At 38.0% G+C, this 19,057-nt stretch carries 18 protein-coding genes; 11 read left to right on the plus strand and 7 right to left on the minus strand.

The features are described from left to right. Positions 1-257 precede the first annotated feature (257 nt). Genes nrdA through yfaE form a run of 3 tightly spaced genes read left to right on the plus strand, consistent with a single transcriptional unit; the run spans position 258 to position 4,037 of the window. Complete coding sequence (gene nrdA / locus ACZ1GV_RS06330; protein ID WP_472675732.1) at positions 258-2,573, plus strand: class 1a ribonucleoside-diphosphate reductase subunit alpha; 2,316 nt, start codon at positions 258-260, stop codon at positions 2,571-2,573. A gap of 40 nt (positions 2,574-2,613) precedes the next feature. Beyond that, positions 2,614-3,744 (plus strand): class Ia ribonucleoside-diphosphate reductase subunit beta, encoded by a 1,131-nt coding sequence (nrdB, locus tag ACZ1GV_RS06335; RefSeq protein WP_472675733.1) that lies wholly within the window; start codon positions 2,614-2,616, stop codon positions 3,742-3,744. A gap of 26 nt (positions 3,745-3,770) precedes the next feature. Beyond that, positions 3,771-4,037 (plus strand): class I ribonucleotide reductase maintenance protein YfaE, encoded by a 267-nt coding sequence (yfaE, locus tag ACZ1GV_RS06340; RefSeq protein WP_472675734.1) that lies wholly within the window; start codon positions 3,771-3,773, stop codon positions 4,035-4,037. A 3-nt stretch (positions 4,038-4,040) separates the two neighbouring features. Here yfaE and ACZ1GV_RS06345 read toward each other — a convergent pair whose 3' ends face one another. From ACZ1GV_RS06345 to ACZ1GV_RS06355, 3 genes are read right to left on the minus strand one after another with little or no spacing between them, the layout of a single operon-like run. Continuing rightward, complete coding sequence (locus ACZ1GV_RS06345) at positions 4,041-4,688, minus strand: DUF2987 domain-containing protein (protein WP_472675735.1); 648 nt, start codon at positions 4,686-4,688, stop codon at positions 4,041-4,043. Positions 4,689-4,691: 3 nt separating this feature from the next. Next, positions 4,692-5,489, minus strand: a complete 798-nt coding sequence (locus tag ACZ1GV_RS06350; RefSeq protein WP_472675736.1) for a glucosaminidase domain-containing protein — start codon at positions 5,487-5,489, stop codon at positions 4,692-4,694. Between the two features lie 58 nt (positions 5,490-5,547). Continuing rightward, a complete protein-coding gene (locus tag ACZ1GV_RS06355) occupies positions 5,548-6,117 on the minus strand; it encodes a hypothetical protein (RefSeq protein ID WP_472675737.1) in 570 nt (189 codons plus the stop codon). A 160-nt stretch (positions 6,118-6,277) separates the two neighbouring features. Here ACZ1GV_RS06355 and yfbR point away from each other — a divergent pair, with 160 nt between their 5' ends. From yfbR to ACZ1GV_RS06385, 6 genes are all read left to right on the plus strand, one after another. Further along, the gene (yfbR, locus tag ACZ1GV_RS06360; RefSeq protein WP_472675738.1) at positions 6,278-6,871 is read left to right on the plus strand and encodes a 5'-deoxynucleotidase; all 594 of its coding nucleotides are present in this window, start codon (positions 6,278-6,280) and stop codon (positions 6,869-6,871) included. Between the two features lie 11 nt (positions 6,872-6,882). Beyond that, positions 6,883-8,205 (plus strand): anti-phage deoxyguanosine triphosphatase, encoded by a 1,323-nt coding sequence (locus ACZ1GV_RS06365; protein ID WP_472675739.1) that lies wholly within the window; start codon positions 6,883-6,885, stop codon positions 8,203-8,205. Between the two features lie 300 nt (positions 8,206-8,505). Continuing rightward, positions 8,506-10,035, plus strand: coding sequence for a GGDEF domain-containing protein (locus ACZ1GV_RS06370; protein ID WP_472675740.1), 1,530 nt, complete (start codon positions 8,506-8,508; stop codon positions 10,033-10,035). A 10-nt stretch (positions 10,036-10,045) separates the two neighbouring features. Then, complete coding sequence (gene ppnN, locus ACZ1GV_RS06375) at positions 10,046-11,401, plus strand: nucleotide 5'-monophosphate nucleosidase PpnN (protein WP_472675741.1); 1,356 nt, start codon at positions 10,046-10,048, stop codon at positions 11,399-11,401. Positions 11,402-11,490: 89 nt separating this feature from the next. Continuing rightward, a complete protein-coding gene (locus ACZ1GV_RS06380; RefSeq protein ID WP_210559460.1) occupies positions 11,491-11,877 on the plus strand; it encodes a DUF3192 domain-containing protein in 387 nt (128 codons plus the stop codon). Next, positions 11,874-13,673 carry a hypothetical protein gene (locus tag ACZ1GV_RS06385; RefSeq protein ID WP_472675742.1) on the plus strand — a complete coding sequence of 600 codons (1,800 nt, stop codon included), beginning with the start codon at positions 11,874-11,876 and terminating at the stop codon, positions 13,671-13,673. The genes ACZ1GV_RS06380 and ACZ1GV_RS06385 overlap by 4 nt, the downstream gene beginning before the upstream one ends. Here the strand turns inward: ACZ1GV_RS06385 and ACZ1GV_RS06390 are convergent. From ACZ1GV_RS06390 to ACZ1GV_RS06400, 3 genes are read right to left on the minus strand one after another with little or no spacing between them, the layout of a single operon-like run. Then, complete coding sequence (locus ACZ1GV_RS06390; protein WP_472675743.1) at positions 13,656-14,033, minus strand: DUF423 domain-containing protein; 378 nt, start codon at positions 14,031-14,033, stop codon at positions 13,656-13,658. The genes ACZ1GV_RS06385 and ACZ1GV_RS06390 overlap by 18 nt on opposite strands. Then, positions 14,023-14,700, minus strand: a complete 678-nt coding sequence (locus ACZ1GV_RS06395) for an alpha/beta fold hydrolase (protein WP_472675744.1) — start codon at positions 14,698-14,700, stop codon at positions 14,023-14,025. The genes ACZ1GV_RS06390 and ACZ1GV_RS06395 overlap by 11 nt, the downstream gene beginning before the upstream one ends. Continuing rightward, a complete protein-coding gene (locus ACZ1GV_RS06400) occupies positions 14,687-15,601 on the minus strand; it encodes a transcriptional regulator GcvA (protein WP_472675745.1) in 915 nt (304 codons plus the stop codon). The genes ACZ1GV_RS06395 and ACZ1GV_RS06400 overlap by 14 nt, the downstream gene beginning before the upstream one ends. A gap of 211 nt (positions 15,602-15,812) precedes the next feature. On the opposite strand from ACZ1GV_RS06400, the gene cysK reads away from it, so the two are divergent. Beyond that, positions 15,813-16,781, plus strand: coding sequence for a cysteine synthase A (cysK, locus tag ACZ1GV_RS06405; RefSeq protein WP_472675746.1), 969 nt, complete (start codon positions 15,813-15,815; stop codon positions 16,779-16,781). A 71-nt stretch (positions 16,782-16,852) separates the two neighbouring features. Beyond that, complete coding sequence (locus ACZ1GV_RS06410; protein WP_472675747.1) at positions 16,853-17,302, plus strand: hypothetical protein; 450 nt, start codon at positions 16,853-16,855, stop codon at positions 17,300-17,302. Between the two features lie 7 nt (positions 17,303-17,309). On the opposite strand, the gene ggt is transcribed toward ACZ1GV_RS06410, so the two are convergent. Next, on the minus strand, positions 17,310-19,043 hold the full coding sequence (ggt, locus tag ACZ1GV_RS06415; protein WP_472675748.1) for a gamma-glutamyltransferase: 1,734 nt from the start codon (positions 19,041-19,043) through the stop codon (positions 17,310-17,312). Positions 19,044-19,057 lie beyond the last annotated feature (14 nt).

Consider the following 19,057-nt stretch of genomic DNA (forward strand, 5'->3'; position numbering starts at 1 on the left):
TTTTAACTAGATTTTTTCTGTCGGTATTTGACAGTAATTGTCATAGCGTTAGGGAACACTTACCCTGTAAAAAAGTGGCTATATTTACCACAACATTTAGGGTTGCATTGAGACTCAACACACTCTATCTTGTGGCACTGTAATAATTAAAACACTATATGATGTGTTTTTATCCAATGGGTAAAATAATTGGTTAATGTTAATACGATTAGCATAATCCGTGCGCATACAATAAAAATAAAGGACAAGCAGGCCAGATGAATACCAGCCTTTCTGTTAGCAAACGAGATGGTTCTAAAGAACCTCTCGACTTAGATAAAATCCATAGAGTCATTACTTGGGCCGCTAAAGGTCTAGATAATGTGTCTGTATCTGAAGTTGAAATTCGCTCTCATATACAATTTTATGATGGCATTAAAACAGAAGACATCCATGAAACTATTATCAAAGCAGCCGCAGATCTGATTTCAGAAACCAGTCCTGACTATCAATATATGTCAGCGCGTTTAGCTGTGTTTCACCTACGTAAAAAAGCGTATGGTCAGTTTGAACCACCTCGTTTGTACGATCATGTTAAAAAGATGGTTGCAGATAAGCGTTATGACGAGCATTTACTCGAAGACTTTACCGAAGCAGAATTCGATGCGATGGACGAGTTTATGGTCCATAACCGCGATCTTGATTTTAGCTATGCAGCGGTAAAACAACTAGAAGGGAAATACTTAGTTCAAAACCGAGTTACCGGTGAAATTTATGAAAGTGCACAGTTTCTATACGTCCTTGTAGCAGCTTGCCTTTTTGCTAAGTATCCAGCAGACACTCGGTTAGATTATATTCGCCGTTTTTATGACGCTGCGTCCCAGTTTAAAATTTCTTTACCTACACCAATTATGTCTGGTGTTCGTACCCCTACTCGTCAATTTAGCTCTTGCGTATTAATTGAAGCTGGCGATAACCTAGATTCTATTAATGCAACGTCATCTGCAATTGTTAAGTATGTTAGTCAACGCGCTGGTATTGGTATCAACGCTGGCCGTATACGTGCTTTAGGTAGCTCTATTCGAAATGGTGAAGCATTTCATACCGGCTGTATCCCTTTTTACAAACACTTTCAAACAGCCGTTAAAAGCTGTTCGCAAGGTGGAGTACGTGGTGGTGCCGCTACCCTATTCTATCCACTTTGGCACTTAGAAGTAGAGTCGCTTTTAGTGCTAAAAAACAACCGCGGTGTTGAAGAAAACCGAGTTCGCCACTTAGATTACGGCGTACAGTTTAACCGCACTATGTATTCTCGTTTGATTAAAGATGACTACATTACTTTGTTCAGTCCATCTGATGTTCCTGGCTTATACGATGCTTACTTCGAAGACCAGGACAAGTTCGAAGAGTTATATGTAAAATATGAAAATGATGACAGTATTCGTAAGAAACGTATAAAAGCGATTGAGTTATTTAGCTTGTTCTTAAACGAACGTGCTAGCACAGGCAGAATCTATTTACAGAACGTCGATCACTGTAATACACACAGTCCTTTTAATCCTAAATTAGCGCCAGTTAGACAAAGTAACCTTTGTTTAGAAATCGCATTGCCAACTAAACCGCTTCAGCACATTAATGATGAAGAAGGTGAGATTGCCTTGTGTACACTGTCAGCATTTAACTTAGGTGCTATTGACTCTTTAGATGAATTAGAAGAATTAGCAGAACTTGCTGTTCGTGCTTTAGATAACTTACTTGATTATCAAGATTACCCGGTAATTGCTGCTAAAAATGCAACTATGGGTCGTCGTACTTTAGGTATCGGTGTTATTAATATGGCGTACTACTTAGCCAAGAATGGTGCTAAGTATTCTGATGGTTCTGGCAACAATCTTACGCATCGAACATTTGAAGCTATTCAGTATTACCTATTAAAAGCATCAAATGTGTTGGCCAAAGAACAAGGGCCTTGTCCTAAGTTTAATGAGACCACCTATTCTCAAGGTATACTGCCTATCGATACGTATAAAAAGGCCGTAGATGAGTTCTGTGATGAGCCTTTACATTTAGATTGGGAAGGTCTTCGTGCGGATATGGTTAAGTATGGCTTACGTAATTCCACATTATCAGCACTTATGCCATCTGAAACTTCATCACAGATTTCAAATGCTACTAATGGTATTGAGCCACCGCGTGGTTTGATTTCTATAAAAGCAAGTAAGGACGGTATTCTAAAACAGGTAGTGCCAGAGATTGCGACGCTTCGTGACCAGTATGAGTTACTTTGGAGTTTAGAGAACAACACAGGTTACTTACAACTAGTTGGCATAATGCAGAAGTTTATCGATCAAACGATATCTGCAAACACAAATTATGATCCAAGTAACTACCCTGATCATAGAGTACCTATGCAACAGTTACTTAAAGATTTACTAATGGCTTATAAATACGGCGTTAAAACGCTTTATTATCACAACACGCGTGACCAAGCTGGTACGGTAACTGAAGGTGGCAAAACGAAAGCTGTAGAGCCACCGACGACTGTAGTAATCGAAGATGATGAAGACTGTGAAGGCGGTGCGTGTAAGATTTAATTACACGCCATTCATAACCTAATTAAATAGAGTAAAGATAATGCGTTATACCACTTTTAATCAAAAAGATGTTAATCCACTAGAGCAGCCGATGTTTTTTGGCGAAACGGTTAACGTTGCTCGTTACGACCAGCAACGTCATTCCATCTTCGAGAAACTTATTGAAAAACAACTTTCTTTTTTCTGGCGTCCAGAAGAGATTGACGTAAGTCGCGACAGAGCCGATTTTCAGTCTATGACAGAAAGCGAAAAACATATCTTTATTTCTAATTTAAAGTATCAAACGCTGTTAGATTCTGTTCAAGGTCGAAGCCCTAACGTAGCTCTTTTACCAATAACGTCTTTACCAGAATTAGAAACTTGGATTGAAACATGGTCTTTTAGTGAAACTATTCACTCACGTTCATATACACACATCCTTCGAAATTTGTTTAACGACCCTAGCCCAATTTTTGACGATATAGTTAGAAATGAAGAAATACTCAAGCGTGCTACTGATATATCTCAATATTATGATGATTTAATATTTCACACACAGTTATTTCAAACACTAGGTGAAGGCAAGCATACTATTGACGGCGTTGAGTACAATGTTACAACTCGTGAATTAAAGAAAAAGCTTTATCTTGCTGTAAACTCTATCAATGCGCTTGAAGCTATCCGTTTTTATGTAAGCTTTGCTTGTACTTTTGCATTCGCAGAACGTGAAATCATGGAAGGCAACTCAAAAATTATTCGCTTGATCGCTCGTGACGAAAATCTACATTTAACCTCTACGCAACACATCATTAACTTGTGGGCTGATGGGCAAGACGATCCGGAAATGCAAGAGATCAGTGTTGAGTGTTTTGCTGAAGCGCAACAAATCTTCCTTAAAGCGGTTGAGCAAGAAAAAGAATGGGCAACTTACCTATTTAAAGATGGCTCAATGATAGGTTTAAATGAAGAGATTCTTTGTCAGTATGTTGAATACATCGCAAATCATCGTATGGCCGCTATTGGTATGCCGACTATGTTTGATGTAAAAAGCAACCCTTTGCCATGGATGAATAAATACTTAGAATCAGATAACGTACAAGTTGCTCCACAAGAAGCTGAAATTAGCTCTTACTTGGTGGGTCAAATCGACTCTGAAGTAAACGCATCTGCGTTTGACGGTTTTGAATTGTAATTGATTCATCAATTACTTTTCTCTCTATGGCAAAAGTTCGTGTAATTCGAAGTGACAAAGCTGATACTGATTTTGATTACACAAACTCAGATAAAACCTTGCTCGATTCATTACAATCTAATGGCGTAGACATGCTATATCATTGCCGAGAAGGTTTTTGTGGTGCTTGTAGATGTAAGTTGAAAAGTGGTTCAGTTGAGTATTTAAATGAACCACTGGCCTTTGTTCGCAAAGGTGAGATCTTGACTTGCTGTAGTCAACCTATCGAAGATATAGAAATAGAGCTTTTGTAAGCTCTATTTTTTTATGTATGGCACGACTTTATCGGGCCTTTCATTAAACCTTACTTTTCTAGAAAGATCGGTCATTTCTATTTTGGTGATCGTACAACCTAAATCATTGCAAACGCCTACATCTGGGGTTTGAATTTGCAGCGTCGTACCTCCTTTCCCAAGAAACGTAAGACCGACAACGTCAGGTGCTAAAAAAGACATCATACCTGTTTGCTTTTTTAATGCTTCATCAAATGTATTTGTCATACTATGGATTTGTTGGCCAGTCACTTCTTCGCCAAAAAGCAACACACTTTCTAAACGCATATCTAACCCACAGTTATCATCATTTCTTTTATCAATAACAACTTGCGCCTTGTCTAAGTCAAACTGCTTATCAAAAGGAAGAATGATCTCCCCGTCTTCGTAAAAATATACATCTAGTGACTTTAGCTTGGTTTTTAACTTTACCGAATTAATCTCGCATGGTTGGCCAGTTGTTATTTCTTTGAGATAAAAAGCTAGTTTCACATTCTGAAACTCAGGCTTATCTAGTTTTTCTATTCGGTCAAAGAAACCGTCATAACTTAGAGATAAAGACTTAGTATTAGCTGCTGCTATCGGAGCAACTAGAACCGATAGCAATAGTGTGCTGATTAAGGTTTTGTTCATGAATTAATCTATATACTTATTGTTAACACGGATCATTGTTTGTATTTCTTCAACATAAGCTTCTCGTCTAATGGAATACTTTAACAAACCCGTTGCTAACATTGACGGATCTAGTTCTTCTTGTTGATTTCGTTGTTGCTCTCGAACACTACGTAAAGAAACATAAGCATGGCCAGTGTTAAGGTTATTAAAATAACTACGTATTGATGCTATCGGATGCTTAAACAGGCGCACTTCATAAGTTTGCCCTTCTGGGCGACCTGTTGGAATAACACCACAACCTTTTTTAAAGCACCATTGGCCAAAAAGGTTGTTTGCCTCTAACGCAAACCTCGACGTTCCCCAAGCACTTTCATTTGCAGCCTGCATTAATACTAACGCTACGGGTAAAGTATCTGCTCTACGCAATAGACGTTTTTTCATTTCTGCGAATGATAGTTCACTAGAAACATCATAACGTTTTAATATTTTTGCTAGTCTCGCTTTTTCGTTTTTAGATACCGGCATCTTATCCAAGTTCAAGATAAAATCACGTTGCTGCTCTATTTCGTAATTGACCTGTTCGACAAGGGGCTGTAGGTATGAGAAAAATGCCTTTTTTTTCTCTCGAACATCGCTAATTGCTGAAAAGTCCGGTAGATGTTCATTTTCGTAAACGACATTAGTCTCTGCCGCGATTTCATCTTGTTGGTCTTCATCAGCCTTATCAGGATGATTAAAGAATGGATAAGCCGCAAATGTAGTTACAATAACTATTGTTAGTAAACGACTGACCAGATTAGACTTTGGAGGATTGTGCATAAACACCTAAAATATTATCAAATTATTTATTAATATTTTAGCATAGCAATTAAGCGCGTTATACCTTAACTTTATCCCAATAAACTTGGCTACCGCTTAGGTTAGATATCGCCTTTGTTAGCGACGAAAACAAAGTTATTTTATCGTCACTATTTGTTATACATTGATATACGAAGTTATGACAATTATTCTCTGCTAAATCATATTCATTATACGTAAACACGCGCCTTACTGCCCTGTCTGCCAAACCTTCAAACTGAATTGACTGACCTTTTTTATCATTGGCAACATAAATGTGATTTCCAGACCGTTGTTTTAAAAAGCGCTCAGCTGATACAGCCTTTACCAGACCTGAATTACTAAACTCTATTATCGTATCCCGGTCAATCCACACTCCGGTATGATCGAATGCATTAAAAACTTCACAGCACACCACACTGCCCATTGCGGGTTCGTTACTATAATTTCCATTACAGTAACTTGATGGCATTTTAACGGTACGTGCGAAGTCTAGGTCATGGTCATCTAATGATCGTCGGCTATCGAGTTCTCGATAATATTTTTTAGCGTTTTCGTTAGCTAACGCTGTACCAATGACCGTGGCGAACGCTATTAAAGGTAAAGCCATAAAATACTCTTTGGTTAATTTACAAACACACTTACGTATACAATCTCACATGTGTTTAATTATAGATGTATTTTTGTGCAACAAAATGTGACTAATGACAATCGAACTGAAAATAAAATACTGCTATGCTTGTCTCATATTTATAAGAAGAAGTTAAGTTATGGAAAAAAGTCACTTTTTTGCGAACATGTCACGATTAAAACTCATTTTTAGATGGCCATTAATGAGAACCGTGACACCAGAGAATGTTCAAGAGCATAGTCATCAAGTTGCGACTGTTGCACATATGTTAGCAATAATAAAAAACAAGAAGTTTGGTGGCAATCTCGATCCTTATCAAGTGGCCGTTGTTGCTTTGTACCATGACGCTAGCGAGGTATTAACGGGCGATCTTCCAAGTCCTATTAAATACCACAACGAGGAAATAGCTCGCGCATACAAGAAAATAGAAAACATTGCTGAGCAGTCACTTATATCAATGCTACCCGAAGAATTTCAAGACGAATTTCTACCATTAATTGATCATCACAAAATACCAGAAGACGTTGCATTTATTGTAAAATCCGCTGATGTAGTATGTGGTTATATCAAAGCAATTGAAGAAATAGCTGCAGGAAATCATGAATTTGAAAAAGCAAAAAAAAATATAGAGAAGTCATTAGAGAAATATCAAACAGATGAACTACGTTATTTTATCGATGTTTTTTTACCTAGCTTTTCGCTTAGCTTTGATGAAATATCTCAACCTTTGTAAAGAGTAGATTAATGAAAGCTTGGACTGAGCGTCGCTCACAAAACGACAACGTAAGACCGAACGATCACCGCGAGCCTTATCAAAGAGATAAAGCCCGAATTTTACATTCTGCAGCTTTTCGAAGGTTACAAGCTAAAACTCAAATCATGGGAGTCGGGCAAGATGATTTTTATCGAACCCGCCTAACCCACTCATTAGAAGTGGCTCAAATTGGCACTGGCCTATTAGCGCAACTTAAACAAAGCGAACAAGTAATAGCTAACGCCACTTTACAAGGCATCTTACCCCCTGATGCATTAGTTGAAGCAATCTGTCTGGCTCATGATATTGGTCACCCGCCTTTTGGACACGGCGGTGAAATAGCTTTAAATTACATGATGTTTGACGCTGGAGGCTTTGAAGCCAATGGACAAACATTACGAATAGTTTCTAAGTTAGAACCGTATACTGAACATCATGGTATGGATCTTACCCGTAGAACGGTTTTAGGCCTTATAAAATATCCGCAATTTATTAGTAACAACGCTGAATTTAAGAATAATAACGACAAGTCTATCCCTTTTTTGAACACCAGTCTTTGGAAGCCAACCAAAGGGCTATTTAGAGCCGATCAAGATGTTGTTAACTGGGTGTTTTCACTTTTTAATGACGACGATAAACACTTGTTTTGCACAGCCATTAACAGTTCGAACACCAACGAAGCCCCTTATCAACAAAGTAAAACTATTTATAAATCTTTTGACTCGTCCCTAATGGAAATTGCAGATGATATCGCTTATGCCGTGCATGATTTAGAAGATGCAATAGTGCTTGAAAATGTTCAAAAGCATCAATGGGAAACTGACGTTTTATCTGAATTAAAGATTATTGAAAATCCTTGGGCAAAAAAACATGCCGAACAATTAACAATCATGCTGTTTAGCGACACACCTTCTAAGAGGAAAAATGCAATTGGTGCTTTGGTTAATCATTTAATTACCAGCATCGAAATAAAACAAGTATCTGAGGACTTTAACGACCCTTTACTTAAATATAACGTCGCTTTAAATGAAATGTCGAAGCCAATTTTACAATTACTAAAAAGATTTGTTTTTAACAACGTGATTCAGACACCTGAAATTCAGCAAGCTGAGTTTAAAGGACAACAAATGTTAGTTAAGCTATTTTTAGCCTTTCTATCTGACCCGCAACGACTTCTGCCTTCCGCCACCTTAGCTCGTTTTGAACAGTTAAATTCACAAACTGAGCAACGCAGAGAGATCTGCGATTATCTAGCAAACATGTCAGACAGCCAAGCGATTAGATTGTATAACACCATGTTTGCATCATCTTAATTTGTAACCCAACCTGTAACCATACAAAAGTACTTTCAATATTTGCAATATTGGTTTATATTTGGACGTATAAGCCTATGTTGCTATTTATGGAGAGTCACTATGAATGATGAGTACAAACAAGAGCCGAACTGGTTACCTTATTACCTACTAAAATAAATCATTTATTTTAGTAGTTTATGTACCAAAATAAGCTGATCGACCAATAGAAAAAGTCATGTTACATGGCTTTTTTTTTGGTTTACAATTATAGTTACTCCATATCCCAAATATTAAAACTCACCTATCACAAGCGACTATATGAGTACTAAATCAAATTCGGAAGTGAATAAGCTTCATGATGTAAACGCTTCGCTAGATAAGAACCTCACAGAGTCCTTTAAACTTATCGAGCGATTTGGAGCTTTACTCAAGGGAAACCAAAAAGAGCTTGATCATAAATTAGCCGGTCTAAGAAAAGCTATAAAGCAAACCTCTACAGGTGACGACTTAAGTGGGCACATAATATCTGTTAATCAGAGCTTAAAAGGATTTGAATCTGAATTTTCTACCTGTCTACGAAACATTAAAAAAGACATGTTAGATATCGGCGAGTCGCTACAATCGATTAAAGGTATGGACGCCGACCTGCGTCGCAGCTTGAGAATGGTGTTAAATAAAATAAAAGCAACTGACTCAAACGTCCTTACAGAGATACAGCCCAATATAACGAAACTTGTAAAGATATTAGTTTCAATTAAAGTACCCCCGTCGTCGTCGTACTCAGGCAACAGTAATCCAGAAACGAATGTTTTGAGTAATAACATGATAGAACGTTTAATAACTGGGTTGGTAAGTCTATCTCAACAAGATGTTATTAAGCCGAGCCTCGACTCGTTTAGCGATAGAATACGTATTTCTAGTAATGATGAACAAAAGTTAGATATTTGCCTTGGTTTTTTCGAAGATGTCGTAGGAAGATTTAGTGAAGAGTTTACTCAGACACAATCATTAATTGTTAATATTAACAAAGCATTAGCAGATGTACACACTACGTTAATTGAGTCGCTAAAAAGCTCAAAGGGTTATGATAAACAGTTACGAGCACTCAACTCTCAAATTGACAAACAAATTAAAGAGTTGTCGGAGAGTACTAGCACTGCTACTTCTTTAAACGAACTGCAAGTCGTAATTGATAAAAAGCTTTCTGTCATAAATACCTCTATCAAAAAGCGTGATGACATTGAACAACAACGATCTGACAAGTTACAGAAGTCCTTAAATGCAATGGAAGCAAAATTGGGTGGCTTAGAGCAACGTACTGACTACTATAGAAACAAGTGGTTGGAAGAAAAGGTCAGAAACGGTATAGATACTTTAACTGGCTTACCGAATAGAGGCGCATACGACAACCGTATACAAGAGGAATACCAACGCTGGTTAAGACAACCTCAGCCTTTGACAATTGCTGTTATTGATATTGATCATTTTAAAAAAATAAACGACAACTACGGACACAGTGTCGGTGATAAAACACTTAAAATTGTGGCTAACACATTACAAAAAAACTTGCGGAAAACTGATTTTTTAGCCCGTTATGGCGGCGAAGAGTTCGTTGTCATAATGGTGAACAGTGATCCAAACCAAGTGGCAGGACCACTAGAAAAATTACGAATGGCGGTTGAAAAAATACCATTTAAAGTTAAAGATACGCCATTAAATATTACAATATCCATTGGATTTACCGCATTTTTAGCGGCTGACAATGTACATACCGCTTTTGACCGAGCGGACAAAGCCTTATACGAAGCCAAACATTCTGGACGTAATAAGGTTTGTTATAAAAAATAAAGGAGTAGTTATGCGGATAGTATTAAGCCCGCTCGATGGAATGAATTTATTGTCTCAAATCGAGGTAAAACAACTAGAGAAGTCGTCAAACAGTGATTTATATAGACTTTTTAGAAGTTGTGCCCTTGCAGTATTGAACGTAGGCAGCGAAACAGATGATAGCGCTGAAATCTATAATAAATATAAAGACTTTGATATTCATTTAATTTCAAAAGAACGTGGAATAAAGATTGAGTTAATCAACCCACCAGAGTCAGCTTTTGTTGACGGTAAAATCATTGTAGGTATTCAAGAGCACTTACAAGCGGTAATACGAGATATTTTATTTAACGCAAATAAATATCAGCACCAACCTGCCCTGAATATCCCAGAGCATAAGCAAATAACAAATAATGTTTTTGACATGCTTAGAAATGCGGGTGTAGTGCAACCTATTGACGCGCCGAACCTAGTCGTTTGTTGGGGTGGGCACTCTATCGGCCCAGAGGAATATGACTATACAAAAGAAGTTGGTTATCAACTTGGACTTCGTGGCTTAAATATATGTACGGGTTGTGGCCCAGGCGCGATGAAGGGTCCAATGAAAGGTGCCGCGTTAGCCCATTCGAAACAGCGCATTAAAAACGGTCGTTACTTAGGATTAACTGAGCCTAGTATTATCGCCGCGGAAGCACCAAATCCAATTGTAAATGAATTAGTAATTTTACCTGATATCGAAAAACGCTTAGAAGCCTTTGTTCGCGTTGCTCACTCCATCGTTATATTTCCAGGTGGTGCAGGAACAGCCGAAGAATTGTTATACATTGTTGGATTAATGTTAAATCCTGAAAATGAACAACAGATATTGCCTATTATTTTAACTGGGCCTAAATCATCAATTGCATATTTTGAAGAAATTGCTGACTTTGTGGAAAGTGTGTTAGGTAAAAAGGCTAGAGATTTACTTACAATCATTCCGAATGATGCAATTGAAGTAGCGTCTTTGATTAAATCTAAGATGGAACCGCTTAGAATTCACAGAAAGACTATTGGTGATGCCTACCAATTCAATTGGACATTAAAAATTCCTGAGCCTTTCCAGCAGAGTTTTGATCCTACGCACGAGAATATGGCGCGTTTAAATTTACACTTAGACCAACCAGTAGAATCATTGGCGGCAAATTTACGCCGAGCTTTTTCTGGTATCGTTGCCGGAAACATCAAAGAAGAAGGTCTGTTGTCTGTAAAAGAGCATGGCCCGTTTGAGCTTTCGGGAGATAATGATCTGATGGAAAAGATGGACAAACTTCTAGAAGCGTTTGTTAAACAAGGTCGAATGAAGTTGCCTGGCTCACACTATGAGCCTTGTTATAAAATTAAAACTTAAAACAACAAATTTTTACAAAGTTAGTTTTGACAATCAAATGGCCTTTATCGTTATAATGATAAAGGCTTTTTAATATTTTGGGATTCAAAATGAGTAATAAAGTAGTTAAATACTCTTTAATAGGGTTTGGTCTATATGCTGTGCTAGCTGCGGGCGTTTTAACTTTATATGAAGACGACCCAGAACAGATGAGATGGGACGATAGGCAAGCCTATAACAAAAAGTACATTAATCAGTTATCAATAGATGTTCCTCTAACTAAAGAAAAAATTATCAAAACGTTAGGCTCGCCTGATATAACTGAAGCAAAAATACTCGATAGTGAAACTTATCAAGTTATGTTCTATAGGACGAACCACCAAAAGTCAGATGGCATTACGACAAAGGACGAATGTACACCGTTACTTTTCAAAGATGGCAAGCTCATTGCTTGGGGTATATCAGCCTTTGAACAATTTGACTCTATTAAACTTTGAATATAGATAACCCATTACTTAATCACTCCATACCAGATGTGCGCTCGTTAATCGAAAAAGCGAGCGCTTGTGCGACTATATTCAAGACGCAAGACTCCGTGCTGTTACAACAAGCTATAGACGATTTATTCGAGTCGTTGACGCTATCTTTGGAAACTTCAACTGATACAACATTATTACTGCTTAACTTACGGGACAAACATCGGAGCTTTTTAACGAACACAATTTTAAAAACCGTTCTTGTTACTTCACTATTGAGTTTGCATAGTCGCTACGGTAAAACTACGGCAAGGCGGTTAGTTACTGCCAGTTTATTAATTTTATATACAATAACACCCTATCTATTAAGTGTACGAAAGAACCCTAGTCTTTTTAACCGCTATGTAAATACTTTTAAGCATGCTGCGAGTCTTTGTTTTAAACAAGTAAAAAACATTTATATCAAAGAGCCTGACATTCTTCGTCTTATTTCACAAATCGCTAACATCAACGAATTTAGTAGTAAAAATCAGTTATGTCAGTCCATTGTTATAGTTGGTTTAAACAGTGCGATAACAACCAATTCTGGTGTGTTTGGCTCGTCTGCATTAACGGCTGATAATGCCCTAATGAGAAGTCTCACTTTAAAGAATTATATTTGCCCTAAACCCTTTACCTCGATTTACACAAATAATTTTATTGGTGTGCTACCTTTGTTAGCTTCAGGAAAATTATGTGTCCTTGCCAACGGCACAGCTGTGATCGTCGGTCAACAGCGGGTGAATGATGAATTTATCAATAACGTTACTAAACGAGATATTCATTGTGTTCCTTACATAAAATCAAAAGGTACCTATCAAATAGCAAACGGGCTGTCGATAAGTCAAAATATGATACGATTTGTTCTGCCACAACAGGCGGTTGACTTTACGAGCATATCTTCAAAATGGCTGCAATGTACATTAGACCTGCCTCTCGAAAGTAAGCCGTTAATATACGAAAGCAAAACTCGTTATATGCCTCCATCACATTTAGAAAGTGCGTCTAAGGCGTTATTGTCTGAAACTAACCAATTAATTGCAGATTACTTATCACAAGACTCTATGCGTTCTAGTTTGGTTATGCAGTATGCGCAACATAGTACTCGTGTAATGCAACCAATTTCTAGTATAAAGCACGCTATTGCCTTATTAGGTATGATAAGAATATTTCCTGTTGTTTGCATATCTGAAATGCAGGTTGCAGAATCACATAATTTAGCTTTTGGGGAATATGAAATTATTAATAAGGAAGAGATGTTCGCCAAAGTCGCTAATATTATTACCAAGACTTTTAACTTCGACATTCCTGAATACGTAGAGCTGTTAGCTAGAGTTGTATTTCAAGGTTTAATGCTCATTCCAAAGAGTCGTTATGCCGCTAGCGTTTCCACGTTATTGGGCGCCAATGATGAAATGACCATTTCGCTAAATACAGCGTTTGGGCAAGCGGACGCTCAATCTTGGTTCAAAACATCAAAACAGTTGGCAACCAAATGGAAACTCCCAAAGTTATACTTATCGAGTACTACGAGTTTTTTTGAGGTTAAATCAGGCCGTTTAGCACTTAGTAACTTGCCAAATAAGACAAAACAAATAGTCGCTTCCTTGATACTTTCTGAGTGGGTGTTAACTCAATGGTTGAGAGGCGAACATAAGATTAGAAACATAAACGATATTAACAGCACAATTAAGGACGTCGGCATTTTACCAACAGAGTTACAGAGTCTGTATCAAAAGCTAATAGAGAGTATTAGCCCATCAAGTAGTCTTATTTAATTTTGCAGCGACAAACAAAAGTACCCAAGCAATTATTAAGATAACACCACCTATCGGCGTAACCATGCCAAGTATTTTTATACCGCTTATCGCAAGTATGTATAGCGATCCGGAAAATATAATTATTCCGCTAACAAAACACGTAAGCGCTTTATCTAGGTACTTATTTGACGGTATAAATGATAGCCCTAATATAACGGGCGTATGAAACATTTGATATTGTATCGCTGTTTGCCAAATGGATAGTTCATACGGAGACAATGTAGCCTTTAAAGCATGCGCTCCAAACGCTCCTAGAACAACAACTAAGAAGCCTAAACAAACAGCACTATTAAACATAAATCTGTTTTCAATTTTCATTGTTTAGACCACTATTAATAAAACTTACTATGTGTGAAGTTACAAGCATGTTGTTTGATTCTTCGGTATAACCGGATGATTTTCTTGGTTTAAAGCTGTGATCGCCGTCTGGTATCCACGCTAACTTAGTGTCTATTGGTAAAGTAACCTCACTTAATAGCGCCCTTCCACCAAAGGTATCTCGCTCACCTTGAATAATAAACATGGGCGTTAAAATACGCTCAAAATGTGCTGTTCTCCCTTCGAGTTTTTCAGGCTTGCCGGGGGGTATGAAAGGATAACCGAGTACGATCACACCGTTAATTGGAATCTGCGGACTAGTAGCAACCATACTTGCAATCCGTCCTCCCATACTTTTTCCTACTAAGTAAACAGGGTAATTATTAGTGTTAGCGGCCACTACAAGTTCAACCTCTTTGACAAAATGATCTGTCAATAATTCAGCTTTATTGGGCGGTCGACGTTTAGATTGCTCGTAACTAACTTGCATATAAGGGAAATTAAAAGCGACAACTTGAAAACAGTTTTTAGCTAGGGACATAGCTTGTGTGACTATAAAATCGTGCTGATTACCGGCACCGGCACCGTGAGCTAATATTACAATCGCTTTTATCTTTTCAGGAGTATATATCGTTCTCTCTAACGACGTTTTATCAATGCTTATCAAACTCTAAACCTTGTGATTCTTTTTTTACTTTATTCAATAACCAATTTCTAAATATTTTTATTTTAGGGCTATCTATTTGTGAGTCTCGACACACCAAATAGTAGGCTCGTTCGCTAACCAATGCCTGTGTAAATGGCACTACCAAGCGACCAGAGTCTATGTCTGGTTGCGCTAACACGCTATGTGCTAAGGCAATTCCTTGGCCATGAATAGCGGCTTGTAACACCATAGATGAATGCGAAAATATAGGCCCTTGGTTAACGTTAATATCTTGAACACCTACGGACTTAAGGTAATCTTTCCAGTTAGTTCTAGCGGTATCGTGTAGCAAGGTAAAATTACGTAAATCATCTAGTGTTTTAAGACCGTTGTTTTGTGACAATAGCAAAGGAGAACAAACAGGTATTAGATATTCTGTGTGCAGTTTATCAGCATGGGTCCCACTCCAATGCCCTTTCCCATAATAAATCGCAACATCAACATCATCCGTTAACGAGTTATCGTCATGATCTTGAGCTTTAATCCTTACGTCAATATCTGAATTATGCGCCGCAAAATCACTAAGGCGAGGTACTAACCATTGAATTGCGAAACTAGGGGTCAATGCAATACTCACTGAACCTTTCGCGCCACGGCTTAATAGACGTTCAGTAGCATCATGTAAATTAACAAAAATATCTTTAATGTCGAGATAGTAACTTTGCCCTTCTTCTGTGAGTAAAAGGGAACGGTTTCTTCGCATAAACAACTTTATACTTAGATGATCTTCTAATAATTTAATTTGATGGCTAATCGCTGCTTGGGTAACAAACAGCTCTTCCGCTGCTTTAGTAAAACTCAAGTTACGTGCAGCTGCTTCAAAAGCTTTAAGTGAATTAAGTGGAGGTAATCTACGAGCCATTATTTTTATTTTTGTCATTAGAAATATTGAAGTGAGTGTACCACTAGAATATTTATATAACATCTAAAACATAGCTGACCAGTATCAACAACGCATTAATATTATTAATAAAGATAGTTAAAAAGTAATATTATATAAGCAATTATAATTTCTATAATTGTTAGAAAGCGCCTACCTTTGCAGTATTAGGTATTATTAAATTAGGACTATTATGACTCAAATACTTACCGACAACTCTCAAAGTATTGGCAATACGCCTCTAGTAAAACTAAATCGTGTCACTTCAGGTAACGTTTATGCCAAAATAGAAGCGAGAAACCCTTCTTTTAGTGTCAAATGTCGTATTGGTGCAAATATGATATGGGATGCCGAGAAAAACGGCCGATTAACTCCTGGCAAAGAACTAATAGAACCTACTTCTGGTAACACTGGTATTGCTTTAGCGTTTGTGGCGGCGTCACGAGGGTATAAACTTACGTTAACTATGCCTGAGACTATGAGTTTAGAAAGACGTAAATTATTGAAAGCGTTGGGTGCAAAGCTAGTTCTCACCGAAGGACCAAAAGGAATGGGTGGCGCAATCGCAAAGGCAAATGAAATTGTTGCTAGCGATCCAGAAAAGTATGTGTTGCTTCAGCAATTTGAAAACCCTGCAAATCCACAAATACACTTTGAAACAACCGGTCCTGAAATTTTTAACGCCACTGGCGGCAATATCGACTTCTTTGTAGCTGGCGTTGGTACGGGTGGAACCATCACTGGTGTTTCCAAATATTTAAAGAAAGAAAAAGGGTTAGGTGTAAAATCAGTCGCGGTAGAGCCAAGTGACTCCCCAGTTATTACACAAAAGCTAGCGGGTTTGGAATTGAAACCTGGTCCTCATAAAATTCAAGGTATTGGTGCTGGTTTTATCCCTAAAAATTTGGATTTGTCTTTGCTAGATAGTGTTGAACAAGTTAGCAACGACGATTCAATGGCAATGGCACATAGATTGATGAAAGAAGAAGGTATTTTGGCAGGTATCTCCTCGGGTGCTGCTGTTGTTGCGGCCAAACGTATTGCTGAACGTCCGGAAAATAAAGATAAAAACATTGTAGTGATATTGGCGAGTTCGGCAGAGCGTTATTTATCATCACCACTTTTTTCGGGTGAATTTGATGAGGAAGAACTTGTTCAATAATCTCAAAGACTTTCCATAGCCTATTTTTATGTTTACACTTGTAGCTGTCCCATCATAAAGGATATCTACAAGTGATAAAAAAATGCCTTTTAGCTTTTGTTTTAATATTTACCGTCGGTTGTGAAAAAAAGAGCGATAACATCCCTGCTTTTGCCAATCCAAATGCGCCTGAATACCGAGCGCTGACGTTTTTTGATGCACTTTATAACAACAACGACTTAGAACTAGCACTAAAGTATTCTACTGAGCAGCACGCTAGAATCATAAAATCATATGGCAGTACAAAAGGCTATGCTCGTTATGTTCTAAATCTACAGTTTGATCCTGGCGTTGATTTAAAAATTGATAGAACGTTAAGCCAGGTAGAAACTGACGCTCAACAAACAACATCGGTAAACATTTTATTTTCTGGTTTTTATCACGGCAACAAGATAAACGATTTAAGGCAAGTTAATTTTGAAAAAGTAGACGGTAAATGGTTAATCGCAAAAATAGCGGGCGACCCATACGCCCGCCGATAAAGCTGAACTAAAAGCCTTCCGCAGTGCCTTCTCGTCTTGGATCTGCGGCACCTTGCCACCCTTCTTTCGTTTTTAATACACCGTGAATACCAGAAGTTAGATTTAATAATTTTACCTTGTGGCCTTTCTTTTCTAACTCTAGTTTAATAGCGTTCATGCTGGTTCTGTTTTCTAATGATGTGTAACCGTTTCGATTAGAAACTCGCGGCATTTCAACCACTGCCTTCATGTCTAAACCATATTCTAGTAACCCGAGTAAAGCATATCCAACGTAGTTAATAATTCGACTACCACCTGGCGAACCGATTACTGCGAATACTTCTCCATCCTTAAAAACAATTACTGGTGTCATCGAGCTTCTAGGTCGTTTTCCAGCTTCAACTCGATTAGCTATTTGCTTTCCATTAGACTCAGGTTGGAGGGAAAAATCGGTTAATTGATTATTAAGTAAAAAGCCATTGGTCATTACTGTTGACCCAAACCCCATTTCAATACTGGTTGTCATAGAAATCGCGTTTCCAAATTGATCGACAACTGATATATGACTTGTATTAGGTTGTTCAATGGATACATTTGAAGCAAGCGACGATGAGTAAAACCGTCCCGCTTTAGCAATGCCCAAATCGGTATCGTCTTTAATAAGCTTCGCACGTTCTAAAAGATACTTTTCATCTAACATCTCAGTAACGGGTACGGAAACAAAATCACTATCAGCGATATACCGATCTCTGTCGGCAAAAGCAAGCTTGGCCGCTTGCGTGTATTTATGAATCGTTTCAGCGCTGTCTATTGCTTCTCCCTTTAAATCAACGGCTTCTAACATTTTTAAAATCTGCAGTACTGTGATCCCGCCTGAACTCGGTGGTCCCATACTACAAATGTCAAATGTATCCTGTGCGTCATAAGTAATACAAACGGGGTCCCGTTCTTTAGATTTATAACTATTTAAGTCCTTCAGACTTAATAAGCCAGGTGCTAAAGATGATGTTTGCACCGCATTAACAATATCTTTTGCAGTTTGGCCATTGTAAAACTCTGAGACACCATTTTTGGCGATGCGCCTTAGCGTGTTTGCGTATTCTTTATTTTTTAGTAATTGCCCTTCCTTTATTGCAACACCATTTGGATAAAAATACTCTTTAGCAGGCGATAACTTTTTTAAGCCTGGATTCATTTCCATTTTAACTAGAGACGCGAGTCTTGGGCTTACGATAAAACCACGCTCGGCAAGTTCGATGGTAGGTTCAAAAAGTTTAGCCCAAGCTAAGTTTCCGCGTTTATTATGAAGGTCAGACAACATTCGTAGTACTCCAGGAGTACCCACAGAACGTCCACCAACAACCGCGTCTATCCACTTTACCGGTTTACCGTCTTTATCCAAAAACAACGAAGGTGAAGCCGCTAGTGGTGCAGTTTCACGCCCATCATATGATTTTAGTTGTTTAGATTCTGCATTATAGTCGAGGATAAATGCGCCACCACCTATTCCTGATGATTGAGGCTCGACCAACGTTAACATAAGTTGCGCGGCTATCACTGCGTCCGTCGCTGAGCCACCTTGTTTTAACATAGCTAATGCTGCTTTAACCGCATGGGGGTTTGCAGCGGAAACCATAGCCTTTTTGCTTGTTGCGCTTTTTGTATAATTTAACCCAGTAAATGCTTCAGGAACAGCACGCGAAGGCTCATCGGCTAAAACATAACTTGCAAACAATATAGGAATAAGACTAAATATGCGCATAACTCTCTCATATG

Source organism: Psychrosphaera sp. HA2-10 (assembly GCF_055693745.1).

Coding starts and splice junctions, on each gene's coding strand:
- nrdA (WP_472675732.1), top strand. CDS start 258: ATGAATACCAGCCTTTCTGTTAGCAAACGAGATGGTTCTAAAGAACCT.
- nrdB (WP_472675733.1), top strand. CDS start 2,614: ATGCGTTATACCACTTTTAATCAAAAAGATGTTAATCCACTAGAGCAG.
- yfaE (WP_472675734.1), top strand. CDS start 3,771: ATGGCAAAAGTTCGTGTAATTCGAAGTGACAAAGCTGATACTGATTTT.
- ACZ1GV_RS06345 (WP_472675735.1), bottom strand. CDS start 4,688: ATGAACAAAACCTTAATCAGCACACTATTGCTATCGGTTCTAGTTGCT.
- ACZ1GV_RS06350 (WP_472675736.1), bottom strand. CDS start 5,489: ATGCACAATCCTCCAAAGTCTAATCTGGTCAGTCGTTTACTAACAATA.
- ACZ1GV_RS06355 (WP_472675737.1), bottom strand. CDS start 6,117: ATGGCTTTACCTTTAATAGCGTTCGCCACGGTCATTGGTACAGCGTTA.
- yfbR (WP_472675738.1), top strand. CDS start 6,278: ATGGAAAAAAGTCACTTTTTTGCGAACATGTCACGATTAAAACTCATT.
- ACZ1GV_RS06365 (WP_472675739.1), top strand. CDS start 6,883: ATGAAAGCTTGGACTGAGCGTCGCTCACAAAACGACAACGTAAGACCG.
- ACZ1GV_RS06370 (WP_472675740.1), top strand. CDS start 8,506: ATGAGTACTAAATCAAATTCGGAAGTGAATAAGCTTCATGATGTAAAC.
- ppnN (WP_472675741.1), top strand. CDS start 10,046: ATGCGGATAGTATTAAGCCCGCTCGATGGAATGAATTTATTGTCTCAA.
- ACZ1GV_RS06380 (WP_210559460.1), top strand. CDS start 11,491: ATGAGTAATAAAGTAGTTAAATACTCTTTAATAGGGTTTGGTCTATAT.
- ACZ1GV_RS06390 (WP_472675743.1), bottom strand. CDS start 14,033: ATGAAAATTGAAAACAGATTTATGTTTAATAGTGCTGTTTGTTTAGGC.
- ACZ1GV_RS06400 (WP_472675745.1), bottom strand. CDS start 15,601: ATGGCTCGTAGATTACCTCCACTTAATTCACTTAAAGCTTTTGAAGCA.
- cysK (WP_472675746.1), top strand. CDS start 15,813: ATGACTCAAATACTTACCGACAACTCTCAAAGTATTGGCAATACGCCT.
- ggt (WP_472675748.1), bottom strand. CDS start 19,043: ATGCGCATATTTAGTCTTATTCCTATATTGTTTGCAAGTTATGTTTTA.